Raw genomic sequence first — 19068 nt, forward strand, 5'->3', positions numbered from 1 at the left:
GGCACCCCGGCGGCCCCCGCCACCACCGGAATCACCGAGGCCCCCAGCAGCGCCAGCACCAGCCCCGCCACGAGCGCCCACCACTCGGCACCCGCCCGTTCGTGCAGCCGCCGCAGCTCACCGAGACCCCGCTCCCAAGGCGTCAGCACGCGCTCCGCCACTCCACCGCCCGCGAACAGCAGCCTCGCCCGCCGCACCCCCTGATGACGGGCGTTCACCACCCAGGCCACACCGCCGGCACCGGCCAGCCCCGCACCCAACACCATGTCTCCGACACCGACATCAGCCATGGCCAGCCCCCTCACTCCAGTCGCGCGGCCGCCGCAGCTGACCGAGGCCCCGCACCCAGGGCGTCGGCCCGGCGTCCATCACCCCGCCGCCCGCGAACAGCGGCCCCGCAGTCAGCACCGCGTCTGCCACCCCGACCTCAGCCATCGCCGGCCCCCACTCCCCCAGTCCCCTCGGACAACAGCCCCCGCAGCCGCTCCCACCCGCGCTCCGGCACGAAGCCCCGCTCGCCCCACCGCAGCGCCGGTACCGTCCGGACCAGCCCCGAGTTGTCCCGCTCCAGGACATGGACCTCCGCGATCCGGCGTCGCCCAGCCCGGTCCCGTACCAGGTGGATGACGACCGAGAGCGCGGCCGACAACTGGCTGTGCAGCGCGGCCCGGTCGAGGCCGGCCGCCGTGCCCAGGGCCTCCAGGCGGGCCGGCACGTCGGCGGCCGCGTTGGCGTGCACAGTGCCGCAGCCGCCCTCGTGGCCGGTGTTGAGCGCGGCCAGCAGATGCACCACCTCGGGGCCGCGCACCTCCCCGACGACCAGCCGGTCGGGCCGCATCCGCAGCGCCTGCCGGACCAGGTCCTCCAGCGTCACCAGTCCGGCGCCCTCCTGGTTCGCGGGGCGGGTCTCCAGCCGGACCACATGCGGGTGGTCGGGCCGCAGCTCGGCCGAGTCCTCGGCCAGCACGATCCGTTCACCGGGGCCGACCAGCCCGAGCAGTGCGCTCAGCAGCGTCGTCTTGCCGGTGCCGGTCCCCCCGCTGACGAGGAAAGACAGCCGCGCCCCCACCAGCGCCCGCAGCAGCCCCGCTCCGCCCGGCGGCAGCGTGCCCGCGCGGGCCAGCTCGGCGAGGGTGAAGGCGCGGGGCCGGACCACGCGCAGGGACAGGCAGGTGCAGCCGACCGCCACCGGTGGCAGCACCGCGTGCAGCCGGGTCCCGTCGGGAAGGCGGGCGTCAGCCCAGGGCCGGGCGTCGTCCAGGCGGCGTCCGGCGACGGCGGCCAGCCGTTGCGCGAGCCGTCGGACCGCCGGGGCGTCGGGGAAGGTGACCGGGGTCAGTTCCAGGCCGCCGCCCCGGTCGACCCACACCCGGTCCGGCGCGGTGACCAGCACGTCGGTGACGCTCGGGTCGGCCAGCAGCGGCTCCAGCGGGCCGGAGCCGACGAGTTCGGAGCGCAGGTGCTCGGCCGCGCCCAGGACCTCGGCGTCGCCCAGCACCCGCCCCTGTTCGCGCAGCGCCTGCGCCACACGCGCGGGCGTGGGTTCGGCGCCGCTCTCGGCGAGGCTGCGCCGGACCCCGTCGAGGAGGGCCGCGCCGTCGGCCCGGTCGAGTCCGGGAAGCGTCATCGCGGACCTCCCGTCTCGGTCAGCGCCTGCTCCCAGAAGGCGGTGCAGAACCGGGACAGCGGGCCGCGTCCGGTCGCGCCCGGCGGTCTGGCGGTGCCCCGGGGCCGGAGCAGCGCGGGGTCGAGGGGCACGGTGCCGATCAGCGGGAGCCCGAGCAGCCGGGCCACCTCGTCCTCGTCCAGCCCCGGCCCGTACGGCGCCCTGACCGCGACCCGCAGGTCCCGCACGACCATGCCCATGGCGGAGGCGACCCGGCCGGCCGCGGCCAGCGCGCGCAGCTCCGCCGGAACGACGAGCACCGCCATGTCGAGCTGGGCCAGGGCTTCCGCGACACCGTCGTCCAGGCGGCGCGGGAGGTCGACGACCACCGTGCCCCCGCGCCGCCGGGCGGCGGCGAGCACCGCGCGGACGGCCTGGGGCGGCACCCCCACGCAGTCGCCGCGGTCCCAGCTCAGCACGCGCAGCGCGTGCAGTTCGGGCAGGGATTCCTCCAGGGCGCCGCCGCCGACTCTGCCGCGTGAGGCGGCGAAGGCGGGCCAGCGGAGCCCTTCCGCGGTCTCGCCGCCGAGGAGCACATCGAGTCCGCCACCGAGTGGGTCGGCGTCCACGAGGAGGGTGCGCAGACCCTGGTGGGCGGAGGTGACGGCGAGGGCACAGGCCAGGGTGGAGGCCCCGGCGCCGCCCCGGCCGCCGATGACACCGACGGTGAGGGCCGGGCGGCCGACGCCCTCCGCCACGTCGGCGATGCGGTCGATGAGCCACTGCTCGCCGTCGGGCAGCATCAGCACATGGTCGGCGCCGATCCCGACCGCGCGTTTCCACACGTCCGGGTCGTCCTGGTCACGGCCGACCAGGACCACTCCACGCCGCCGCGCGGCTCCGCGCACCCGGCGGGCGGCGTCGTCCCCGACCAGGACGAGCGGCGCGCCGTCCCATCCTCCACCGTGGTCCGGGACGCCGTGGTGGACTTCCGGTGTGGCGCCGGCCGCCGCGCACAGGCGCAGCAGATCGTCGAGCAGCGCCGCGTCCTCGGTGACGATGAGCGGCCGTCCCGGTCGTCCGGCCGTGGCCGGAGGCGGATCGTGCGCGACGGTTCCGGTCATGGGGTGCCCCCTTCACTGTGATTTCCGCGCCGCTCTCTCGGCCGCGCGATTCCCAAGATGTGGAGAACCGGTAAAGGTCTCCATATGAACGGCCGACAGAAACCGGCCAGACACACTCCGCATTGCGATCCGGCCATGAACGGGCCCGGATCAGGAGCGCTGGAATCACGATGGGGCTAACCGCGAAATCGTGTGGATCTTGGTCAAAAACTGTGGACGGCCGAGCGCCTGTGAATAACTTCGTCACTCATCCCGGTGACGTGGACACGCACTGTGTACGAGTTTCCGAGCGCACCCTCATGATTACCGTACGTAATCAAGCATGAGCATGACGAAAGGGCGGCCGCAGCCGCCCAGTGCCGGTTCCGTACCGGCTGGAAGAGGGGAGAAAACGCGTCCGGACATGCGACGACCCCCGCCGGGGGGGAGAGCGGGGGTCGTCCCCACGGCCGACTCGGGGGGGGAGGAGTCGGGCCGGGGTTAGCACGGTCGCGAACGATCCGTGACTTCCATGGTGTACCCGAGAGGCCTCTCAGGCAAACCCACACGCCCCACCTTACGCCGAATGGTGGGCGCCTATGCTCAGGGACGTGGAAAACCACTCCTTGCCTCGCGCAGCGGCCTTCTTCGACCTGGACAAGACGGTCATTGCGAAGTCCAGCACGCTCACCTTCAGCAAGTCCTTCTACCAAGGCGGACTGATCAACCGCAGAGCGGCCTTGCGCACCGCATATGCCCAGTTCGTCTTCCTGGCCGGCGGTTTGGACCATGACCAGATGGAGCGCATGCGGGAGTACCTCTCCACGCTCTGCAGGGGCTGGAACGTGCGCCAGGTCAAGGAAATCGTGGCCGAGACCCTGCACGACCTGATCGACCCGATCATCTACGACGAGGCCGCCTCGCTGATCGAGGAACACCACACGGCGGGCCGGGACGTCGTGATCGTGTCCACGTCCGGCGCGGAGGTCGTGGAGCCGATCGGCGAGCTGCTCGGCGCCGACCGGGTGGTGGCCACCCGACTGGTGGTCGGCGAGGACGGCTGCTTCACCGGCGAGGTGGAGTACTACGCGTACGGCCCCACCAAGGCCGAGGCGATCCGTGAGCTGGCCGCCTCCGAGGGGTACGACCTCGACCGCAGCTTCGCCTACAGCGACTCCGCCACCGACCTGCCGATGCTCCAGGCCGTCGGCCACCCGCACGCCGTCAACCCCGACCGCACACTGCGCCGGGAAGCGGTCTCGCGCGGCTGGCCGGTGCTGGAGTTCCGCAAGCCGGTGCGGCTCAAGCAGCGCCTGCCCTCGCTGCACGCACCCCGCCCGGCGGTCGTCGCGGCGGCGGCGCTGGGCGCGGCGGCCGCGACCGCGGGCCTCGTCTGGTACGCGAGCAAGCGCCGGGGCGCGACCGCCTGACAAGAACTCAGCGGCGTCCGATTCATCCCTGTTTGAACCTAAAAGTAAAGAAGTTCAGCCAGGGGTTTCGCTCGTCTCATGGTTGCAGTACAAAGGTTTTACGGCCTGCGGGACCTGAGGACATCCGAGAGGATTCCCTACCACTGCGCATCTGGGCCCCACGGACCTCGCATGAACACCCGGCACCCACGCGACGTCGGACCGTCGATTACGGGCCTGCTGCACCAGGGGCGGGCAAAGACCCCGACCTGATGAGCAACATATCGAGGACGCTTGGTAACCCGGTGAACATGCCAGCGGCGGTACGAGGACTCCTCGTACCGCCGCAACCCTGTCCCGGCGATCAGGCCGCTCCGCGCTGGAGGGCCTCGCAGACCGCCGTCGACTCGCGTGCGCCCAGCTCGACCGCGCGCCCGCAGTGGGCGATCCAGGCCGCCATGCCCCCGGGGGTGCCGGAGACATAGCCGTCGAGCGCGGCGAGGTAGGAGGCGCGGCCCAGTTCGGCGTGGCCGACCTCGGCCGGGCACACCGACTTCGGGTCCAGGCCGCTGCCGATCAGGACGATGCGCTCAGCCGCGCGCGCCACCAGGCCGTTGTGGGAGGTGAAGGGGCGCAGCGCGAGGATCTCGCCGTGCACCACGGCGGCCGTCACCAGCGCGGGCGCGGACGATCCGGCGATGATCAGCTCCGCGAGGCCGTCCAGGCGTCCGGACACCTCCGGGGCGTCCGGCAGCGGCAGCTCGATGAGGGGCTCGTCGGCGAGTTCGCCCGCCTGGCGCGGCCGGCCGACCTCGTCGGTGTCGCTCGCGGCGGCCACCATGTGCAGCCGGGCCAGCACCCGCAGCGGGGACTGCCGCCAGATGGACAGCAGTTGCCCGGCCTCGGCGGTGAGCCGGAGGGCCGCGCCCATGACGCGCGCCTCGTCGCCGGTGCTGAAGTCGGTGCGGCGCCGCACCTCCTCCAGGGCCCAGTCGGCGCCGGACAGCGCCGCCGAGCCGCGGGCGCCGCGCAGGGCCGCCTCGGAGGTGATGGTGTTGCTGCGACGGCGCATGATCCGGTGCCCGTACACCCGGTCCACGGCCTTGCGCACGGACTCCACGGAGTCGGCCACGCCGGGCAGCGAGCCCAGGGCCGCGAGCGGATCTGCGGTCGCTCCTGTCGTACTCATGAGGTCGACCCTACGCGCCCGCGCCGCCGGCCGACCGGCGCCCCTTCTTCGGCCCTCACACCCCTCGAAGGAGTGACGTTCACCTTCTTCCTGGCACATACAGCTACGAGCTGACTACCCTTCGTGAACATGAAAATTGCTTTCGTCGGGAAGGGCGGCAGCGGCAAGACCACGCTCTCCTCCCTCTTCATCCGCCATCTCGTCGCCGCCGGAGCCCCGGTGGTCGCGATCGACGCGGACATCAACCAGCACCTCGGACCCGCCCTCGGCCTCGACGAGGACGAGGCGGCGGCGCTGCCCGCCATGGGCGACCGGCTGCCGCTGATCAAGGACCATCTGCGCGGCTCCAACCCGCGCATCGCCTCGGCCGAGACGATGATCAAGACCACCCCGCCCGGCTCGGGCTCCCGGCTGGTCCGGATCAGCGAGCCCGACGCGATCTACGACGCCTGCGCGCGCCCGGTGGAACTCGACGGCGGTGCCGTCCGTTTGATGGTCACCGGCCCCTTCACCGAAGCCGACCTGGGTGTCGCCTGCTACCACTCCAAGACCGGAGCGGTGGAGCTGTTCCTGAACCACCTCGTCGACGGCCCCGGCGAGTACGTGGTGGTGGACATGACCGCCGGCTCGGACTCCTTCGCCTCCGGCATGTTCACCCGCTTCGACATGACGTTCCTCGTCGCCGAGCCGACCCGGAAGGGGATCTCCGTCTACCGCCAGTACAAGGAGTACGCCCGCGACTTCGGCGTCACGCTGAAGGTCGTCGGCAACAAGGTCCAGGGTCCGGACGACGTCGACTTCCTGCGCGAGGAGGTGGGGGACGACCTGCTGGTGACGGTCGGGCACTCCGACTGGGTGCGCGCCATGGAGAAGGGGCGTCCGCCCCGCTTCGCCCTGCTGGAGGACGGCAACGTCCGCGCGCTGGAGACGCTCCGGGCCGCCGCCGACGCGACGTACGGGCTGCGGGACTGGGAGCGGTACACCCGGCAGATGGTCCACTTCCATCTGCGCAACGCCCAGTCGTGGGGCAACGAGCGCACCGGGGCCGACCTGGCGGCGCAGATCGACCCCGGCTTCGTGCTCGGTGAAGGCGTGGCGACTCCCGTCTGACGCCTGCCGCTCGGCACCTCGTGCCCGACGCCTACTGCTTGGCGGCCGGCGCTCCGGGGATGCCCTTCGGCGCCGGGGCCGGGAGGCCGGAGAGCAGGGACGCCCAGCCCTGCTTGGGCGCCTCGCCCACCTCGAGGGTGCGCAGCTTGGCCAGGGTCTGCGGGTCCTGGGCGTCCAGCCAGTCGGTCAGCTCGTGGAACGAGACGCAGCGGACGTCGGGCTTGTTGCACACGTTCTTGACGACGTCCTCGATGGCGCGCATGTACGTGCCGCCGTTCCAGGACTCGAAGTGGTTGCCGATGATCAGCGGCGCGCGGTTGCCGTCGTAGGCGCGGTCGAAGCCCCTGAGGAGGCCGTCGCGCATCTCGTCGCCCCAGAGGGCGAACTTGTCGGGGTCGCCCTGGGTCCGGGTGCCGGACTGGTTGACCATGAAGTTGTAGTCCATGGTGAGCTGCTCGAAGGTGTGGCCGGGGAAGGGCACGAGCTGCATGGACAGGTCCCAGAGACCTTCCCTCTTCTTCGGCCAGACCTGGTTGTTGACGCCGCTGGAGTCGTAGCGGAAGCCCATCTGGCTCGCCGCCTTGACGAAGTTCTTCTGCCCTTCCAGGCAGGGGGTGCGGGCGCCGATGAGTTCCTTGTCGTAGTCGAAGGGCAGCGGCGAGGACTTCTTCAGGCCCGAGTTGGTCTTCCAGGTCTTCACGAACTCCTTGGCCTGGCTGATCTCGCTCTTCCACTCGGCCACGGACCACTGGCCGACCCCGCCGTCGGGGCCGCAGAAGTGGCCGTTGAAGTGGGTGCCGATCTCATTGCCCTCCAGCCAGGCGAGGCGCGCCTGCTTGGCGGTGTCGGCGATGCCCTGCTCGTCGTTGAAGCCGATGTCGGAGCGGCCCGGCGAGTGCTGCGGCGGCTTGTAGAGGTCCCGCTTCTCCTCCGGCAGCATATAGACGCCGCTGAGGAAGAACGTCATGTTGGCGTGGTTGTCCTTGGCGACCTTGCGGAAGTGCGAGAACAGCTTCTGGCTGTCCTCACCCGCGCCGTCCCAGGAGAACACCACGAACTGCGGCGGCTTCTGACCGGGCTTCAGCTTCTCGGGCCGGGGCAGGTGCGGCTGCGCGCCGGTGTACGCGGTGGACCCGTCGCCGATCAGCCGGACGACGCTCTGGGGAGCCGGTGCGCCCTTCGGCGGGCCGGACCTGCCTTCCCGTGCCTGGTCGGAGCCGGCGGCGCAACCGGCGAGGGACGCGGCACCGGCAGCGGCGACCATGGCACAGACGGCGATCCTCTGGGTGGCGGCCATGTTCCGCCCACCTTCTTCCTTCTCTCGGGCGAACTCTCAGGCGAACGCCGATGAGGGCGTTTTCTGGTGATGCGCCGGATTCCTCCCGGCGGCGCCGCCAAAGTCGCATGGGACTGAGAAGGAATTTGTACGACAAGCCGATCAAATGCCCCCTTCACCCGACAGAGTGCACATGTGTGCCATTTGCCTCGAAAAGATATGCCGAGCCTTTACTCTGGATTACGGTTCGTTTACCGAGCGTTGAATCATCCCGCCGCTGCACGCCGTGACCCACGGCCGCGACCGAACCCCCCGCCCCTGGCGGGACCCCACAGACCGCGACCGCGCTGCCCCGGAGGAGACGGGAACATGTCAGCCTGCGCACCACCCCGTACCGACCGCTCCCGGCCCACCAGTACCCCACCGCCCCGACGCCGCCGTTTCCGCGTCGAGAGCGCCGACGTCTCCGCGTCCGTCGCGGTGTTCCTCATCGCCCTGCCGCTCTCGCTGGGCATCGCCCTGGCCACCGGCGCACCGCTCCAGGCGGGCCTGGTCGCCGCGGCGGTCGGCGGGATCGTCGCCGGCCGGATCGGCGGCTGCCCGTTGCAGGTCAGCGGGCCCGCCGCCGGTCTGACCGTGGTCACCGCCGACCTCATCCACCAGTACGGCTGGCGGGCGACCTGCGGCATCACCGTCCTCGCCGGACTCGCCCAGCTCGGCCTCGGCTGCCTGAAGGTGGCGCGCGGCGCGCTCGCCGTCAGCCCGGCGGTCGTGCACGGCATGCTCGCGGGCATCGGCATCACCATCGCCGTGGCCCAGGTGCACATCGTGCTCGGCGGCCGTCCGGACAGCTCCGTCCTCACCAACCTGCGTGCGCTCCCCGCCCAGTTGGCCCACCTCGACCCGGCCGCCGTGGTGATCAGCGCGCTCACCCTGACCCTGCTGCTGGCCTGGCCCCGCATTCCCGGCCCCGTGGGCAGCCTGCTGCGCAAGGTGCCGGCCGCGCTGGTCGCCGTCGCCGGGGCCACCGTGACGGCGGCGCTGACCGGGATCACCCTGCCCCGCGTCGACCTGCCGTCCTGGCGCAGCCACGCGCTGGCCGGACTCCCCCAGGGTCCGACGCTCGGCATCGTCGCCGCCGTGCTCACCACCACCCTGGTGTGCAGCGTGCAGTCGCTGCTCGGCGCGGTGGCCGTGGACAAGCTGGCCGCCGGCCGCACCGGCCCCGCGCGCGTGGGGCGTTCCGACCTCGACCGCGAACTGCTCGGCCAGGGCGCGGCCAACATCGTCTCCGGCGCGCTGGGCGGACTGCCGGTCGCGGGGGTGGCGGTACGCAGCACGGCGAACGTCAACTCCGGCGCGGTGAGCCGGAACTCCACGATGCTGCACGGCGGTCTCGTGGTGATCGCCGCCCTGCTGCTGGTCCCCCTCCTGGAGCGGATTCCGCTCGCCTCGCTCGCCGCCCTGGTGATGGCCGTCGGCATCCAGATGGTGTCCCTGAACCACATCCGTACGGTGACCCGCCACCGTGAGGTGCCGGTCTACGCCGCGACCACCCTCGGCGTGGTGTGCCTCGGCGTCCTGCAGGGCGTGCTCATCGGGATCGCCGTGGCCGTCGCCCTGGCCCTGCACCGCCTCACCCACACCCGCATCACGCACGAGGAGAAGGAAGGGATCCATCACGTCCGGGTACGCGGCCAGTTGACCTTCCTCGCCGTGCCCCGGCTCAGCCGAGTCCTGCACCGCGTCCCGCACGGCACCCGTGCCGTCGTCGAGCTGGACGGCTCCTTCATGGACCACGCGGCGTACGAGTCGCTCCAGGACTGGCGGAGTTCCCACACCGCGCGGGGCGGCTCCGCCGAGCTGAAGGACCACCGCACCGGGGTGCGGAGCGCGGGCACCCCGTCCTCCACCGTCTGCCGGTGCCGCCCCTGGACACCATGGCGCAACCACCGGTGCGACATGCCTACGGCGGCCGTGCGCCACGACGCGGCGGACACCATGGGCGCCCCCCGCCCCGACACCCACGAACTCGCCCGTGGCATCAGCTCGTTCCAGCGGAACACCGCCCCGCTGGTCCGGGAGGAGCTGGCCCGGCTGGCCAGGGAGGGACAACGGCCCTCGCAGCTCTTCCTCACCTGCGCCGACTCCCGGCTCGTCACCTCGATGATCACCGCCAGCGGCCCCGGCGACCTGTTCGTGGTGCGCAACGTCGGCAACCTGGTGCCGCCGCCCGGCCAGGAGCACTCCGACGACTCGGTGGCCGCCGCCCTCGAGTACGCGGTGGATGTGCTCGGGGTCAGGTCGATCACCGTGTGCGGGCACTCCGGGTGCGGGGCGATGCAGGCCCTGCTGGCCGCCGAGCCCGGCGCCGCCCCGACTCCGCTGCGTCGGTGGCTGAGGTACGGAGAGCCGAGTCTGGCCCGGCTGGCCGACGGGCCCCCGGAGCGGCCCCGGCTCGCCCCGCGCCCGGCGGCCGACGCCGTGGAGGAGCTGTCTCTGGCCAATGTGGTGCAGCAGTTGGCGCATCTGCGGGCGCACGAGTCCGTAGCGCGCGCCATGGCGGCCGGTGCGCTGGAGCTGCACGGCATGTACTTCCACGTCGGAGAGGCGCGGGCGTACCTGCTCGGCGAGGAAGGAGCCGAGGGCGGCGAGGCGGAGGCCGCGGTGTTCCACGAGGTCAGAGGGGATGTCAAAGAGGACGTGCGAGAGGGGCCGGAGGTGGGCAGCTTGGTCTGAGCGGCCACTCGCGGGACCGCAGAAAGGTCTAAACCAATTCTGCGGTCCACCCTTGTCATCAGCCCCGACGTCTGATGAGGTGTGGCCTGGGACACAACGGACACCCTGGGAAAGGGAGATGTCGTGAGCAACGAGAGCCTGGCCAACCTTCTGAAGGAGGAGCGACGCTTCGCGCCGCCGGCCGACCTGGCCGCGAACGCCAACGTCACGGCCGAGGCGTACGAACAGGCCGCGGCGGACCGACTCGGCTTCTGGGCCGAGCAGGCCCGCAGGCTGAGCTGGGCCAAGGAGCCGACGAAGACGCTGGACTGGTCGAACCCGCCGTTCGCCAAGTGGTTCGAGGACGGCGAGCTGAACGTCGCCTACAACTGCGTGGACCGGCACGTGGAGGCCGGGAACGGCGACCGGGTCGCCATCCACTTCGAGGGCGAGCCGGGCGACAGCCGCTCCATCACCTACGCCGAGCTGAAGGACGAGGTCTCCAGGGCGGCCAACGCGCTGCTGGAGCTGGGTGTCCGCAAGGGCGACCGGGTCGCCATCTACATGCCGATGATCCCCGAGACCGCCATCGCCATGCTGGCCTCGGCCCGCATCGGCGCCGCGCACTCGGTGGTCTTCGGCGGCTTCTCGGCCGACGCGCTGGCCACCCGTATCAAGGACGCGGACGCCAAGGTCGTCATCACCGCCGACGGCGGTTACCGCCGGGGCCAGCCGTCCGCGCTCAAGCCCGCCGTGGACGACGCGGTCGCCAAGGCCGCCGGCACCGTCGAGCACGTGCTGGTGGTGCGCCGTACCGGGCAGGACGTGGCGTTCGACGCCGAGCGGGACGTGTGGTGGGACGAGCTGGTCGGGCGCCAGTCGGCCGAGCACACCCCGGAGGCGTTCGGCGCCGAGCACCCGCTGTTCATCCTCTACACCTCCGGCACCACGGGTAAGCCCAAGGGCATCCTGCACACGTCGGGCGGCTACCTCACGCAGACCGCCTACACCCACTGGGCGGTGTTCGACCTCAAGCCGGAGACGGACGTCTACTGGTGCACGGCCGACGTCGGCTGGGTCACCGGCCACTCGTACATCGTGTACGGCCCGCTGGCGAACGGCGCGACCCAGGTGATGTACGAGGGCACCCCGGACACCCCGCACCAGGGCCGCTTCTGGGAGATCGTCGAGAAGTACCGGGTCTCGATCCTGTACACCGCGCCCACCGCGATCCGGACGTTCATGAAGTGGGGCGACGACATCCCCGCGCAGTTCGACCTGACCTCGCTCCGGGTGCTCGGTTCGGTGGGTGAGCCCATCAACCCCGAGGCCTGGGTCTGGTACCGCAAGAACATCGGCGCCGACCGCACCCCGGTCGTGGACACCTGGTGGCAGACCGAGACCGGCGCGATGATGATCTCGCCGCTGCCGGGCGTCACCGAGACCAAGCCCGGTTCCGCGCAGCGCCCGCTGCCCGGCATCAGCGCCACCGTCGTCGACGACGAGGCGAACGAGGTGCCGGACGGAGGCGGCGGCTACCTGGTCCTCACCGAGCCGTGGCCGTCGATGCTCCGCACCATCTGGGGCGACGACCAGCGCTACCTGGACACCTACTGGTCGCGCTTCGAGGGCAAGTACTTCGCCGGCGACGGCGCCAAGAAGGACGACGACGGGGACATCTGGCTCCTCGGCCGCGTGGACGACGTGATGCTGGTGTCGGGTCACAACATCTCCACCACCGAGGTGGAGTCGGCGCTGGTGTCGCACCCGGCGGTCGCCGAGGCGGCCGTCGTGGGCGCCGCCGACGAGACGACCGGACAGGCCATCGTGGCGTTCGTCATCCTGCGCGGCTCGGCCGCCGAGGACGAGAAGCTGGTCGCCGAGCTGCGCGACCACGTCGGCGCCACCCTCGGCCCGATCGCCAAGCCCAAGCGCGTCCTGCCGGTCGCGGAGCTGCCCAAGACCCGTTCCGGCAAGATCATGCGCCGGCTGCTGCGGGACGTGGCGGAGAACCGCCAGCTCGGCGACGTCACCACCCTGACCGACTCCACGGTCATGACGCTCATCCAGTCCAAGCTGCCGTCCTCCTCCAGCGAGGACTGAGCCGAGGCGGACAGAGGGTGCCCCGGTGACCGCGCCGGGGCGCCCGATCTGCCGGACCATCCGATCTTAGGTAAAGTAAACAAAGTACGGCAGTAGTCCGTGCCCCGAGGTGCGCCGGGAAGTCTGGTCGGCAAGCGTTCTGTCATGCCCACCAGCCGGAGGTTCCCACCGTGGCCGCGCCCCGCACTCCCAACGCCGCCCGCAAGGCCCTCGCCCGCCTGTCGCTGCCGGAGCGGACCGCCGTGGCGGACGCGCTGCGCACCGAGACGGTGGGCGGTGTTCTCCTGCTGGTCGCCGCCGTCGCGGCGCTCGTCTGGGCCAACGTCCCCGCGCTGAGCCATGCCTACGCGACCGTCAGCCACTTCCACCTCGGCCCGGCCGCCCTCGGCCTGGACCTCTCCGTCGCCCACTGGGCGGCCGACGGCCTGCTGGCGGTGTTCTTCTTCGTGGCCGGCGTCGAGCTGAAGCGGGAACTGGTCGCCGGCGACCTGCGCGACCCCAGGGCGGCCGTACTGCCCGTGGTGGCCGCGCTGTGCGGGATGGCCGTACCCGCGCTGGTGTACACGCTCACCAGCCTCACCGGCGGCGGCTCCCTGACCGGCTGGGCGGTGCCGACCGCCACCGACATCGCCTTCGCGCTCGCCGTCCTCGCGGTCATCGGCACCTCGCTGCCCAGCGCGCTGCGCGCCTTCCTGCTGACCCTCGCGGTGGTCGACGACCTCTTCGCCATCCTGATCATCGCCGTCTTCTTCACCGGCCGGATCGACTTCGCCGCGCTCGGCGGGGCCGTCGCCGCCCTCGCGCTGTTCTGGCTGCTGCTGCGCAAGGGCGTGCGCGGCTGGTACGTCTACCTGCCGCTGGCCCTGGTGATCTGGGCCCTGATGTACAACAGCGGCGTCCACGCGACCATCGCCGGTGTGGCGATGGGCCTGATGCTCCGCTGCGTCACCCGCGAGGGTGAGGAGCGGTCGCCGGGTGAACGGCTGGAGCATCTGGTGCGACCCCTGTCGGCCGGACTCGCCGTGCCACTGTTCGCCCTGTTCAGCGCGGGCGTGCCGGTGTCCGGCGGGGCGCTGGCCCAGGTGTTCACGCGGCCGGAGACGCTCGGCGTGGTGCTCGGCCTGGTCGTGGGCAAGACGGTCGGTGTCTTCGGCGGGACCTGGCTGACCGTGCGCTTCACCCGCGCCTCGCTGAGCGAGGGACTGGCCTGGGCCGACGTCTTCGCGGTCGCCACGCTCGCCGGGATCGGCTTCACCGTCTCCCTCCTCATCGGCGAGCTGGCCTTCGCCGGCGACCTCGCGCTCACCGAGGAGGTGAAGGCGTCCGTCCTCGTCGGATCGCTGATCGCGGCCATCTGTGCGACGGTGCTGCTGAAGGTGCGCAACGCCAGGTACCGGCGGCTGTGCGAGGACGAGGAGCGCGACGAGGACCAGGACGGCATCCCCGACGTCTACGAGCAGGACGACCCGGCGTACCACCTGCGCATGGCCGAGATCCACGAGGGGAAGGCCGCTGAGCACCGGCGTATCGCGGCCGGGCTGTCCGCCGCCGCGCGCCACGCGCGTGCCGAAGTGCCGGGCGGGGCAGGCGAGGAGAACGGTCGTCCGGCATGATCTGACGAGACGGTACAAAACAAGACGGCACCACAAGCAGAGGGAGAGAACGCGATGAGCGCACCCGACGGCAGGCCGGTCGGCGCCGAACACAGCATCGGCCAGCTGGTCGCCTCGGCGACGACCGAGATGTCGGCGCTGGTGCACGACGAGATCGCGCTGGCCAAGGCGCAGCTCAAGCGGGACGTGAAGCGCGGCGCGGCGAGCGGTGGGGCCTTCTCCGGCGCGGGCGTGGTGCTGGTGTTCTCGCTGCCGATGCTCAACTTCGCGCTGGCGTACGGCATCCGCACCTGGAGCCACTGGAACCTCGCGGTGTGTTTCCTGCTGTCCTTCGCCGCCAATGTGCTGGTGGCCGGTCTGCTCGCCCTGATCGGTGTGGTGTTCGCCAAGAAGGCCAAGAAGAGCAAGGGCCCGCAGAAGGTCGCCGCGTCCGTGAAGCAGTCGGCGGGCGTCCTCCAGAACGCCAAGCCGCACCCGCGTGAGCTGCCTGCGGCGGACCGCGCCCACAAGGCTGTGGCACGCTCGTCCTCATGACGGAACCCGCCGCCGCACCGGCCGTACGGCTCGACCTGCCCTCCGGGGAGCGGGTGACGCACCGGGACGTCGCCGCCAACGGCGCGCGTTTCCACATCGCGGAGCTGGGCGACGGCCCCCTGGTGCTGCTGCTGCACGGCTTCCCGCAGTTCTGGTGGACCTGGCGGTACCAGTTGTCCGCGCTGGCGGCCGCGGGCTACCGGGCCGTGGCCATGGACCTGCGGGGCGTCGGCGGCAGCGACCGCACCCCGCGCGGGTACGACCCGGCCAACCTCGCGCTGGACGTCACCGGGGTGATCCGCTCGCTCGGCGAGCCGGACGCCGCGCTGGTCGGCCACGACCTGGGCGGCTACCTGGCGTGGACGGCGGCGGCGATGCGGCCCAAGCTGGTGCGCCGGCTCGCGGTGGTGTCGATGCCGCACCCGCGGCGCTGGCGCGCGGCGATGCTGCGGGACGCCCGGCAGACGGCGGCCAGCTCCTACATCTGGGGCTTCCAGCGGCCGTGGATCCCCGAGCGGCAGCTCACCGCGGACGACGGCGCGCTGGTGGGTGAGCTGATCCGGGACTGGTCCGGGCCGCGCCTGCCGGAGGACGCGGACGTGGCGGCGTACCAGCGGGCGATGTGCATCCCGTCGACGGCGCACTGCTCGATCGAGCCGTACCGCTGGCTGGTGCGGTCGCTGGCCCGGCCGGACGGCATCCAGTTCAACCGGCGGATGAAGCGGCCGGTCCGGGTGCCCACGCTGCATCTGCACGGCTCCCTGGACCCGGTCACCCGGACGCGCAGCGCGGCCGGTTCGGGCGAGTACGTGGAGGCGCCGTACCGCTGGCGTCTGTTCGACGGGCTGGGACACTTCCCGCACGAGGAGGACCCGGTGGCGTTCTCCACCGAGCTGATCAACTGGCTGAAGGACCCCGAACCCGACCGGTGACCGTTCGGATGCGCTGAGTGTCCGCTTTCCCGACCGTTTCCGACCGTTTGCTCACCGAACTGCCACATGCCTGACGCATAGGCCGATCGGGCGGCCCGGAGGCGGTTACTGACCTTGGGGCGGGGGCACACGTCGGGGTATGGGCTGGACGCACGACTACGGTGACGCACCCCGCGAACGACGCTCGGCCTCCGGGCCGGATTCGCCGCCACCGGTAACGCCGCAACTCGCCGAGGGGGACCCGAGGGTGGGGATTCCGCGCATCCTGCGCCGCCGGGCCCGCTGGGTCTCCGTACGCCTGCGTCACACCGCGCGCACCTGAACCCGCGTCACCTCACGGGACGCGGTCGCCTCGCAGAGCGCGGTCGCCTCACAGGGCGCAGTTGTCGGTGCCCACCTGGCTGTTCGCCGTACGCCCCCGCGTGACGTCCGGGCGGATCTCGTCGGCGGTGAGGGCGTAGCCGGTATCGGCGTCGTCCCGCGACTTGGCGAACACCACGCCGTAGACGGTGCCCTGAGGGGTCAGCAGGGGGCCGCCGGAGTTGCCCTCGCGGACCGTGGTGAAAAGTGAGTACACGTCACGGCCGACCGTGCCCCGGCGGTAGATGTCCGAGCCGTTCGCCGTGATGCGTCCGCGCACCCGCGCCGCGCGCACGTCGTACGCGCCGTTCTCCGGGAAGCCGGCCACGATGGCGCCGTCCCCGCTGCCGGCGTCCTTCGAGGCGAACCGCAGCACGGGCGCCTTCAGGTCGGGCACGTCCAGGACGGCGATGTCGCGCCGCCAGTCGTAGAGGACGACCGTGGCGTCGTACGTGCGGCCCTCGCCGCCTATCTGGACGGTGGGTTCGTCGACGCCGCCGACGACATGGGCGTTGGTCATCACGCGCCGGTCGCCGAAGACGAAGCCGGTGCCCTCCAGCACCTTGCCGCAACTGCGGGCGGTGCCGGTGACCTTGACGATGGAGCGCTGGGCCCTGACGGCCACGGCGCTGCTCGCCAGAGCCGGATCCGGCGGCCGGACCTCGCGGATCTGCTCGTCGGAGAAGGGGCTGAAGACCTGCGGGAAGCCGTTCTGCGCGAGGATCGAGCCGAAGTCCTTGAACCAGGTGCCCGACTGCACCGGCAGCACCTGGTCCATCCCGACCAGCACCTTGGAGCCGCGGACCTCCCGGCCGAGCGTCGGCAGCGTGGTCTGGGCGAGCGCGGAGCCGATCAGCCAGGCGACCAGCAGCATGGCGCCCACGTTGACCAGGGCGCCGCCGGTGGCGTCCAGCGCGCGGGCCGGGGACCAGGTGATGTGCCGGCGCAGCTTGTTGCCCAGGTGGGTGGTGAGGGCCTGCCCGACGGAGGCGATCACGATCACGACGATGACCGCGACGACGGCGGCCACGGTGCCGACCTCGGCGTTGTCGGTCACCGCGTCCCAGACGGGAGGCAGCGCGCAGACGGCGAGCAGGCCGCCGCCGAGGAAGCCGATCACCGACAGGATGCCGACGACGAAGCCCTGGCGGTAACCCACGACCGCGAACCAGACGGCGGCCAGCAGCAACAGGATGTCCAGCACGTTCAACGCTTCAGGCCCCGCCCATCGACTTTCCCCGCGGTAATGAACACGCACGACACCCTGTCATGACCAGCGGTCGAGCGGGACCTGCCGGGTCCGGTCCCAGGGGCGCTCCCAGCCCGCGTAGTGCAGCAGCCGGTCGATGACCCCGGCCGTGAACCCCCACACGAGCGCCGATTCGACCAGGAATGCCGGGCCCCGGAACCCGCTGGGGTGCACGGTGGTCGCGCGGTTGGCAGGGTCCGTGAGATCCGCCACGGGGACGGTGAAGACGCGCGCCGTCTCGTTCGGGTCGACCACCCCGACCGGGCTCGGCTCGCGCCACCAGCCGAGGACCGGGGTGACGACGAACTCGCTGACCGGGATGTAGAGGGCGGGCAGCACCCCGAAGAGCTGGACGCCGGCCGGGTCGAGCCCGGTCTCCTCCTCCGCCTCGCGCAGGGCCGCCCGCAGCGGGCCGTCGGTCTTCGGGTCGCCGTCCACGGCGTCGAGGGCGCCGCCGGGGAAGGAGGGCTGGCCGGCGTGGGAGCGCAGCGAGCCGGAGCGCTCCATCAGCAGCAGCTCCGGGCCGCGCTCGCCCTCGCCGAACAGGATCAGCACCGCCGACTGGCGGCCGCCGCCGTCCTCGGGCGGCAGGAAGCGGCTGAGCTGGAGCGGCTGGACCGTCTCGGCGGCCCGCGCCACCGGCTCCAGCCAGCCCGGCAGCCCCTCCCTGCGCAGCGCCACCGGGCTCTCGTGCGTGTCACGCGTGTACGTCATGCCACCCCCTGCCGTGTCCAACGCCCGACTGCCCCGTGATCGTTCCCCTCATCCGGCCCCCAGCGGCGGGGCCGGGATGCCGCCCGCGTCCAGGTAGGACTGGGGCGGGTTGAGCCGCTGGCCGGGGAAGCCGCCCTTCTCGTACTTCAGGAGCTTGCGCGCCTTGTCCGGGTCGGTCTCGCCCTCGCCGTAGGACGGGCAGAGCGGGGCGATCGGGCAGGCGCCGCAAGCGGGCTTGCGGGCGTGGCAGATGCGGCGGCCGTGCCAGATGACGTGGTGGGAGAGGTCGGTCCAGTCCTTCTTGGGGAACAGTTCGCCGACCGCGGCCTCGATCTTCTCGGGCTCGGTCTCCTCGGTCCACTTCCAGCGCCGCACCAGCCGCTGGAAGTGGGTGTCCACGGTGATGCCGGGCCGGCCGAAGGCGTTGCCCAGGACCACGAAGGCGGTCTTGCGGCCGACGCCGGGCAGCTTGACCAGGTCCTCCAGCTTGCCGGGGACCTCACCGCCGAAGTCCTCCACGAGCGCCTTGGACAGCCCTATGACCGAGCGCGTCTTGGCCCTGAAGAAGCCGCAGGGCCGCAGGATCTCCTCCACCTCGGCGGGGTCGGCCGCCGCGAGGTCCTCCGGGGTGGGGTACTTGGCGAACAGCGCCGGGGTCGTCTGGTTGACGCGCAGGTCGGTGGTCTGGGCCGACAGGACCGTGGCGACCAGGAGCTGGAAGGGGTTCTGGAAGTCCAGCTCGGGGTGGGCGTACGGATAGACCTCGGCGAGTTCGCGGTTGATCCGGCGGGCGCGGCGGACCAGGGCGGTGTGCGACTCACCGGTCGTCCCACCGGCCGTCTTCGCGGGGTCCTTTTTTATGGATTTCACCTTTTTGCCACTTCCATCGGAATCCTGTTCGCCCACGGCGGAATCACGTCGTGCAACCACCCGCGCAGCCCCCTCGGCCTGTGCTCTACCGGCGATTTGGACACCCGGCCAGCCTAGAGCCCGGCACCGACATACGCGCCGGACCCGGAAGATCGGCCCCCGATTGGACCCCTGCCGCTTACCCCGGCACACCTGTGCGGCATCCTTGTGACAGATCACACTGTTTGGACCGTCCGGGGAAACGGGGAACACGGTCCCCTGGCACGCTGGGGAGGAACATCC

The 19068-nt window shown here is 71.8% G+C and carries 15 protein-coding genes and 1 pseudogene; 8 read left to right on the forward strand and 8 right to left on the reverse strand.

Features of this window, described 5'->3' with window-relative positions:
• The 3 genes and pseudogenes from GT030_RS32415 to ssd form a co-directional block, all read right to left on the reverse strand.
• Positions 1-290, reverse strand: a pseudogene (locus GT030_RS32415) (hypothetical protein); the annotation flags it as partial.
• Positions 291-427: 137 nt separating this feature from the next.
• The gene (locus GT030_RS32420) at positions 428-1627 is read right to left on the reverse strand and encodes a TadA family conjugal transfer-associated ATPase (RefSeq protein WP_161204067.1); all 1200 of its coding nucleotides are present in this window, start codon (positions 1625-1627) and stop codon (positions 428-430) included.
• The gene (gene ssd / locus GT030_RS32425) at positions 1624-2730 is read right to left on the reverse strand and encodes a septum site-determining protein Ssd (protein WP_161204068.1); all 1107 of its coding nucleotides are present in this window, start codon (positions 2728-2730) and stop codon (positions 1624-1626) included. Before ssd ends, GT030_RS32420 begins: the two co-directional genes overlap by 4 nt.
• 578 nt (positions 2731-3308) lie before the next feature.
• Here ssd and GT030_RS32430 point away from each other — a divergent pair.
• Positions 3309-4139 carry an HAD family hydrolase gene (locus GT030_RS32430; protein WP_161204069.1) on the forward strand — a complete coding sequence of 277 codons (831 nt, stop codon included), beginning with the start codon at positions 3309-3311 and terminating at the stop codon, positions 4137-4139.
• Positions 4140-4482: 343 nt separating this feature from the next.
• Here GT030_RS32430 and GT030_RS32435 read toward each other — a convergent pair whose 3' ends face one another.
• Positions 4483-5307: a Fic family protein gene (locus GT030_RS32435; RefSeq protein ID WP_161204070.1), complete on the reverse strand. Its 825-nt coding sequence runs from the start codon at positions 5305-5307 to the stop codon at positions 4483-4485.
• Between the two features lie 129 nt (positions 5308-5436).
• Between GT030_RS32435 and GT030_RS32440 the strand changes: the two genes are divergently transcribed.
• Positions 5437-6417 (forward strand): ATP-binding protein, encoded by a 981-nt coding sequence (locus tag GT030_RS32440; RefSeq protein WP_202460821.1) that lies wholly within the window; start codon positions 5437-5439, stop codon positions 6415-6417.
• Between the two features lie 31 nt (positions 6418-6448).
• Here the strand turns inward: GT030_RS32440 and GT030_RS32445 are convergent, their stop codons facing one another.
• Positions 6449-7714 carry a hypothetical protein gene (locus GT030_RS32445; protein WP_161204072.1) on the reverse strand — a complete coding sequence of 422 codons (1266 nt, stop codon included), beginning with the start codon at positions 7712-7714 and terminating at the stop codon, positions 6449-6451.
• A 348-nt stretch (positions 7715-8062) separates the two neighbouring features.
• Between GT030_RS32445 and GT030_RS32450 the strand changes: the two genes are divergently transcribed.
• The 6 genes from GT030_RS32450 (at position 8063) to GT030_RS36930 (ending at position 15915) form a co-directional block, all read left to right on the forward strand.
• The gene (locus tag GT030_RS32450) at positions 8063-10432 is read left to right on the forward strand and encodes a SulP family inorganic anion transporter (protein WP_161204073.1); all 2370 of its coding nucleotides are present in this window, start codon (positions 8063-8065) and stop codon (positions 10430-10432) included.
• Positions 10433-10555: 123 nt separating this feature from the next.
• Positions 10556-12514, forward strand: coding sequence for an acetate--CoA ligase (acs, locus tag GT030_RS32455; RefSeq protein ID WP_161204074.1), 1959 nt, complete (start codon positions 10556-10558; stop codon positions 12512-12514).
• A gap of 170 nt (positions 12515-12684) precedes the next feature.
• Positions 12685-14127, forward strand: coding sequence for a Na+/H+ antiporter NhaA (gene nhaA, locus GT030_RS32460; RefSeq protein ID WP_161204075.1), 1443 nt, complete (start codon positions 12685-12687; stop codon positions 14125-14127).
• Between the two features lie 54 nt (positions 14128-14181).
• Complete coding sequence (locus GT030_RS32465) at positions 14182-14661, forward strand: phage holin family protein (RefSeq protein ID WP_161204076.1); 480 nt, start codon at positions 14182-14184, stop codon at positions 14659-14661.
• Positions 14658-15593 (forward strand): alpha/beta hydrolase, encoded by a 936-nt coding sequence (locus GT030_RS32470; protein ID WP_161204077.1) that lies wholly within the window; start codon positions 14658-14660, stop codon positions 15591-15593. The genes GT030_RS32465 and GT030_RS32470 overlap by 4 nt, the downstream gene beginning before the upstream one ends.
• Before the next feature lie 139 nt (positions 15594-15732).
• The gene (locus GT030_RS36930; protein ID WP_161204078.1) at positions 15733-15915 is read left to right on the forward strand and encodes a hypothetical protein; all 183 of its coding nucleotides are present in this window, start codon (positions 15733-15735) and stop codon (positions 15913-15915) included.
• A gap of 48 nt (positions 15916-15963) precedes the next feature.
• Here the strand turns inward: GT030_RS36930 and GT030_RS32480 are convergent, their stop codons facing one another.
• From GT030_RS32480 to nth, 3 genes are read right to left on the reverse strand one after another with little or no spacing between them, the layout of a single operon-like run.
• On the reverse strand, positions 15964-17163 hold the full coding sequence (locus GT030_RS32480; protein ID WP_161204079.1) for a MarP family serine protease: 1200 nt from the start codon (positions 17161-17163) through the stop codon (positions 15964-15966).
• 57 nt (positions 17164-17220) lie between these two features.
• Positions 17221-17916, reverse strand: coding sequence for a CoA pyrophosphatase (locus GT030_RS32485; RefSeq protein ID WP_161204080.1), 696 nt, complete (start codon positions 17914-17916; stop codon positions 17221-17223).
• A gap of 48 nt (positions 17917-17964) precedes the next feature.
• Positions 17965-18786, reverse strand: coding sequence for an endonuclease III (gene nth / locus GT030_RS32490; protein ID WP_161204081.1), 822 nt, complete (start codon positions 18784-18786; stop codon positions 17965-17967).
• Between the last annotated feature and the right edge of the window lie 282 nt (positions 18787-19068).

It is taken from the genome of Streptomyces sp. SID1328 (genome assembly GCF_009865595.1).
GTDB lineage: Bacteria > Actinomycetota > Actinomycetes > Streptomycetales > Streptomycetaceae > Streptomyces > Streptomyces griseoluteus.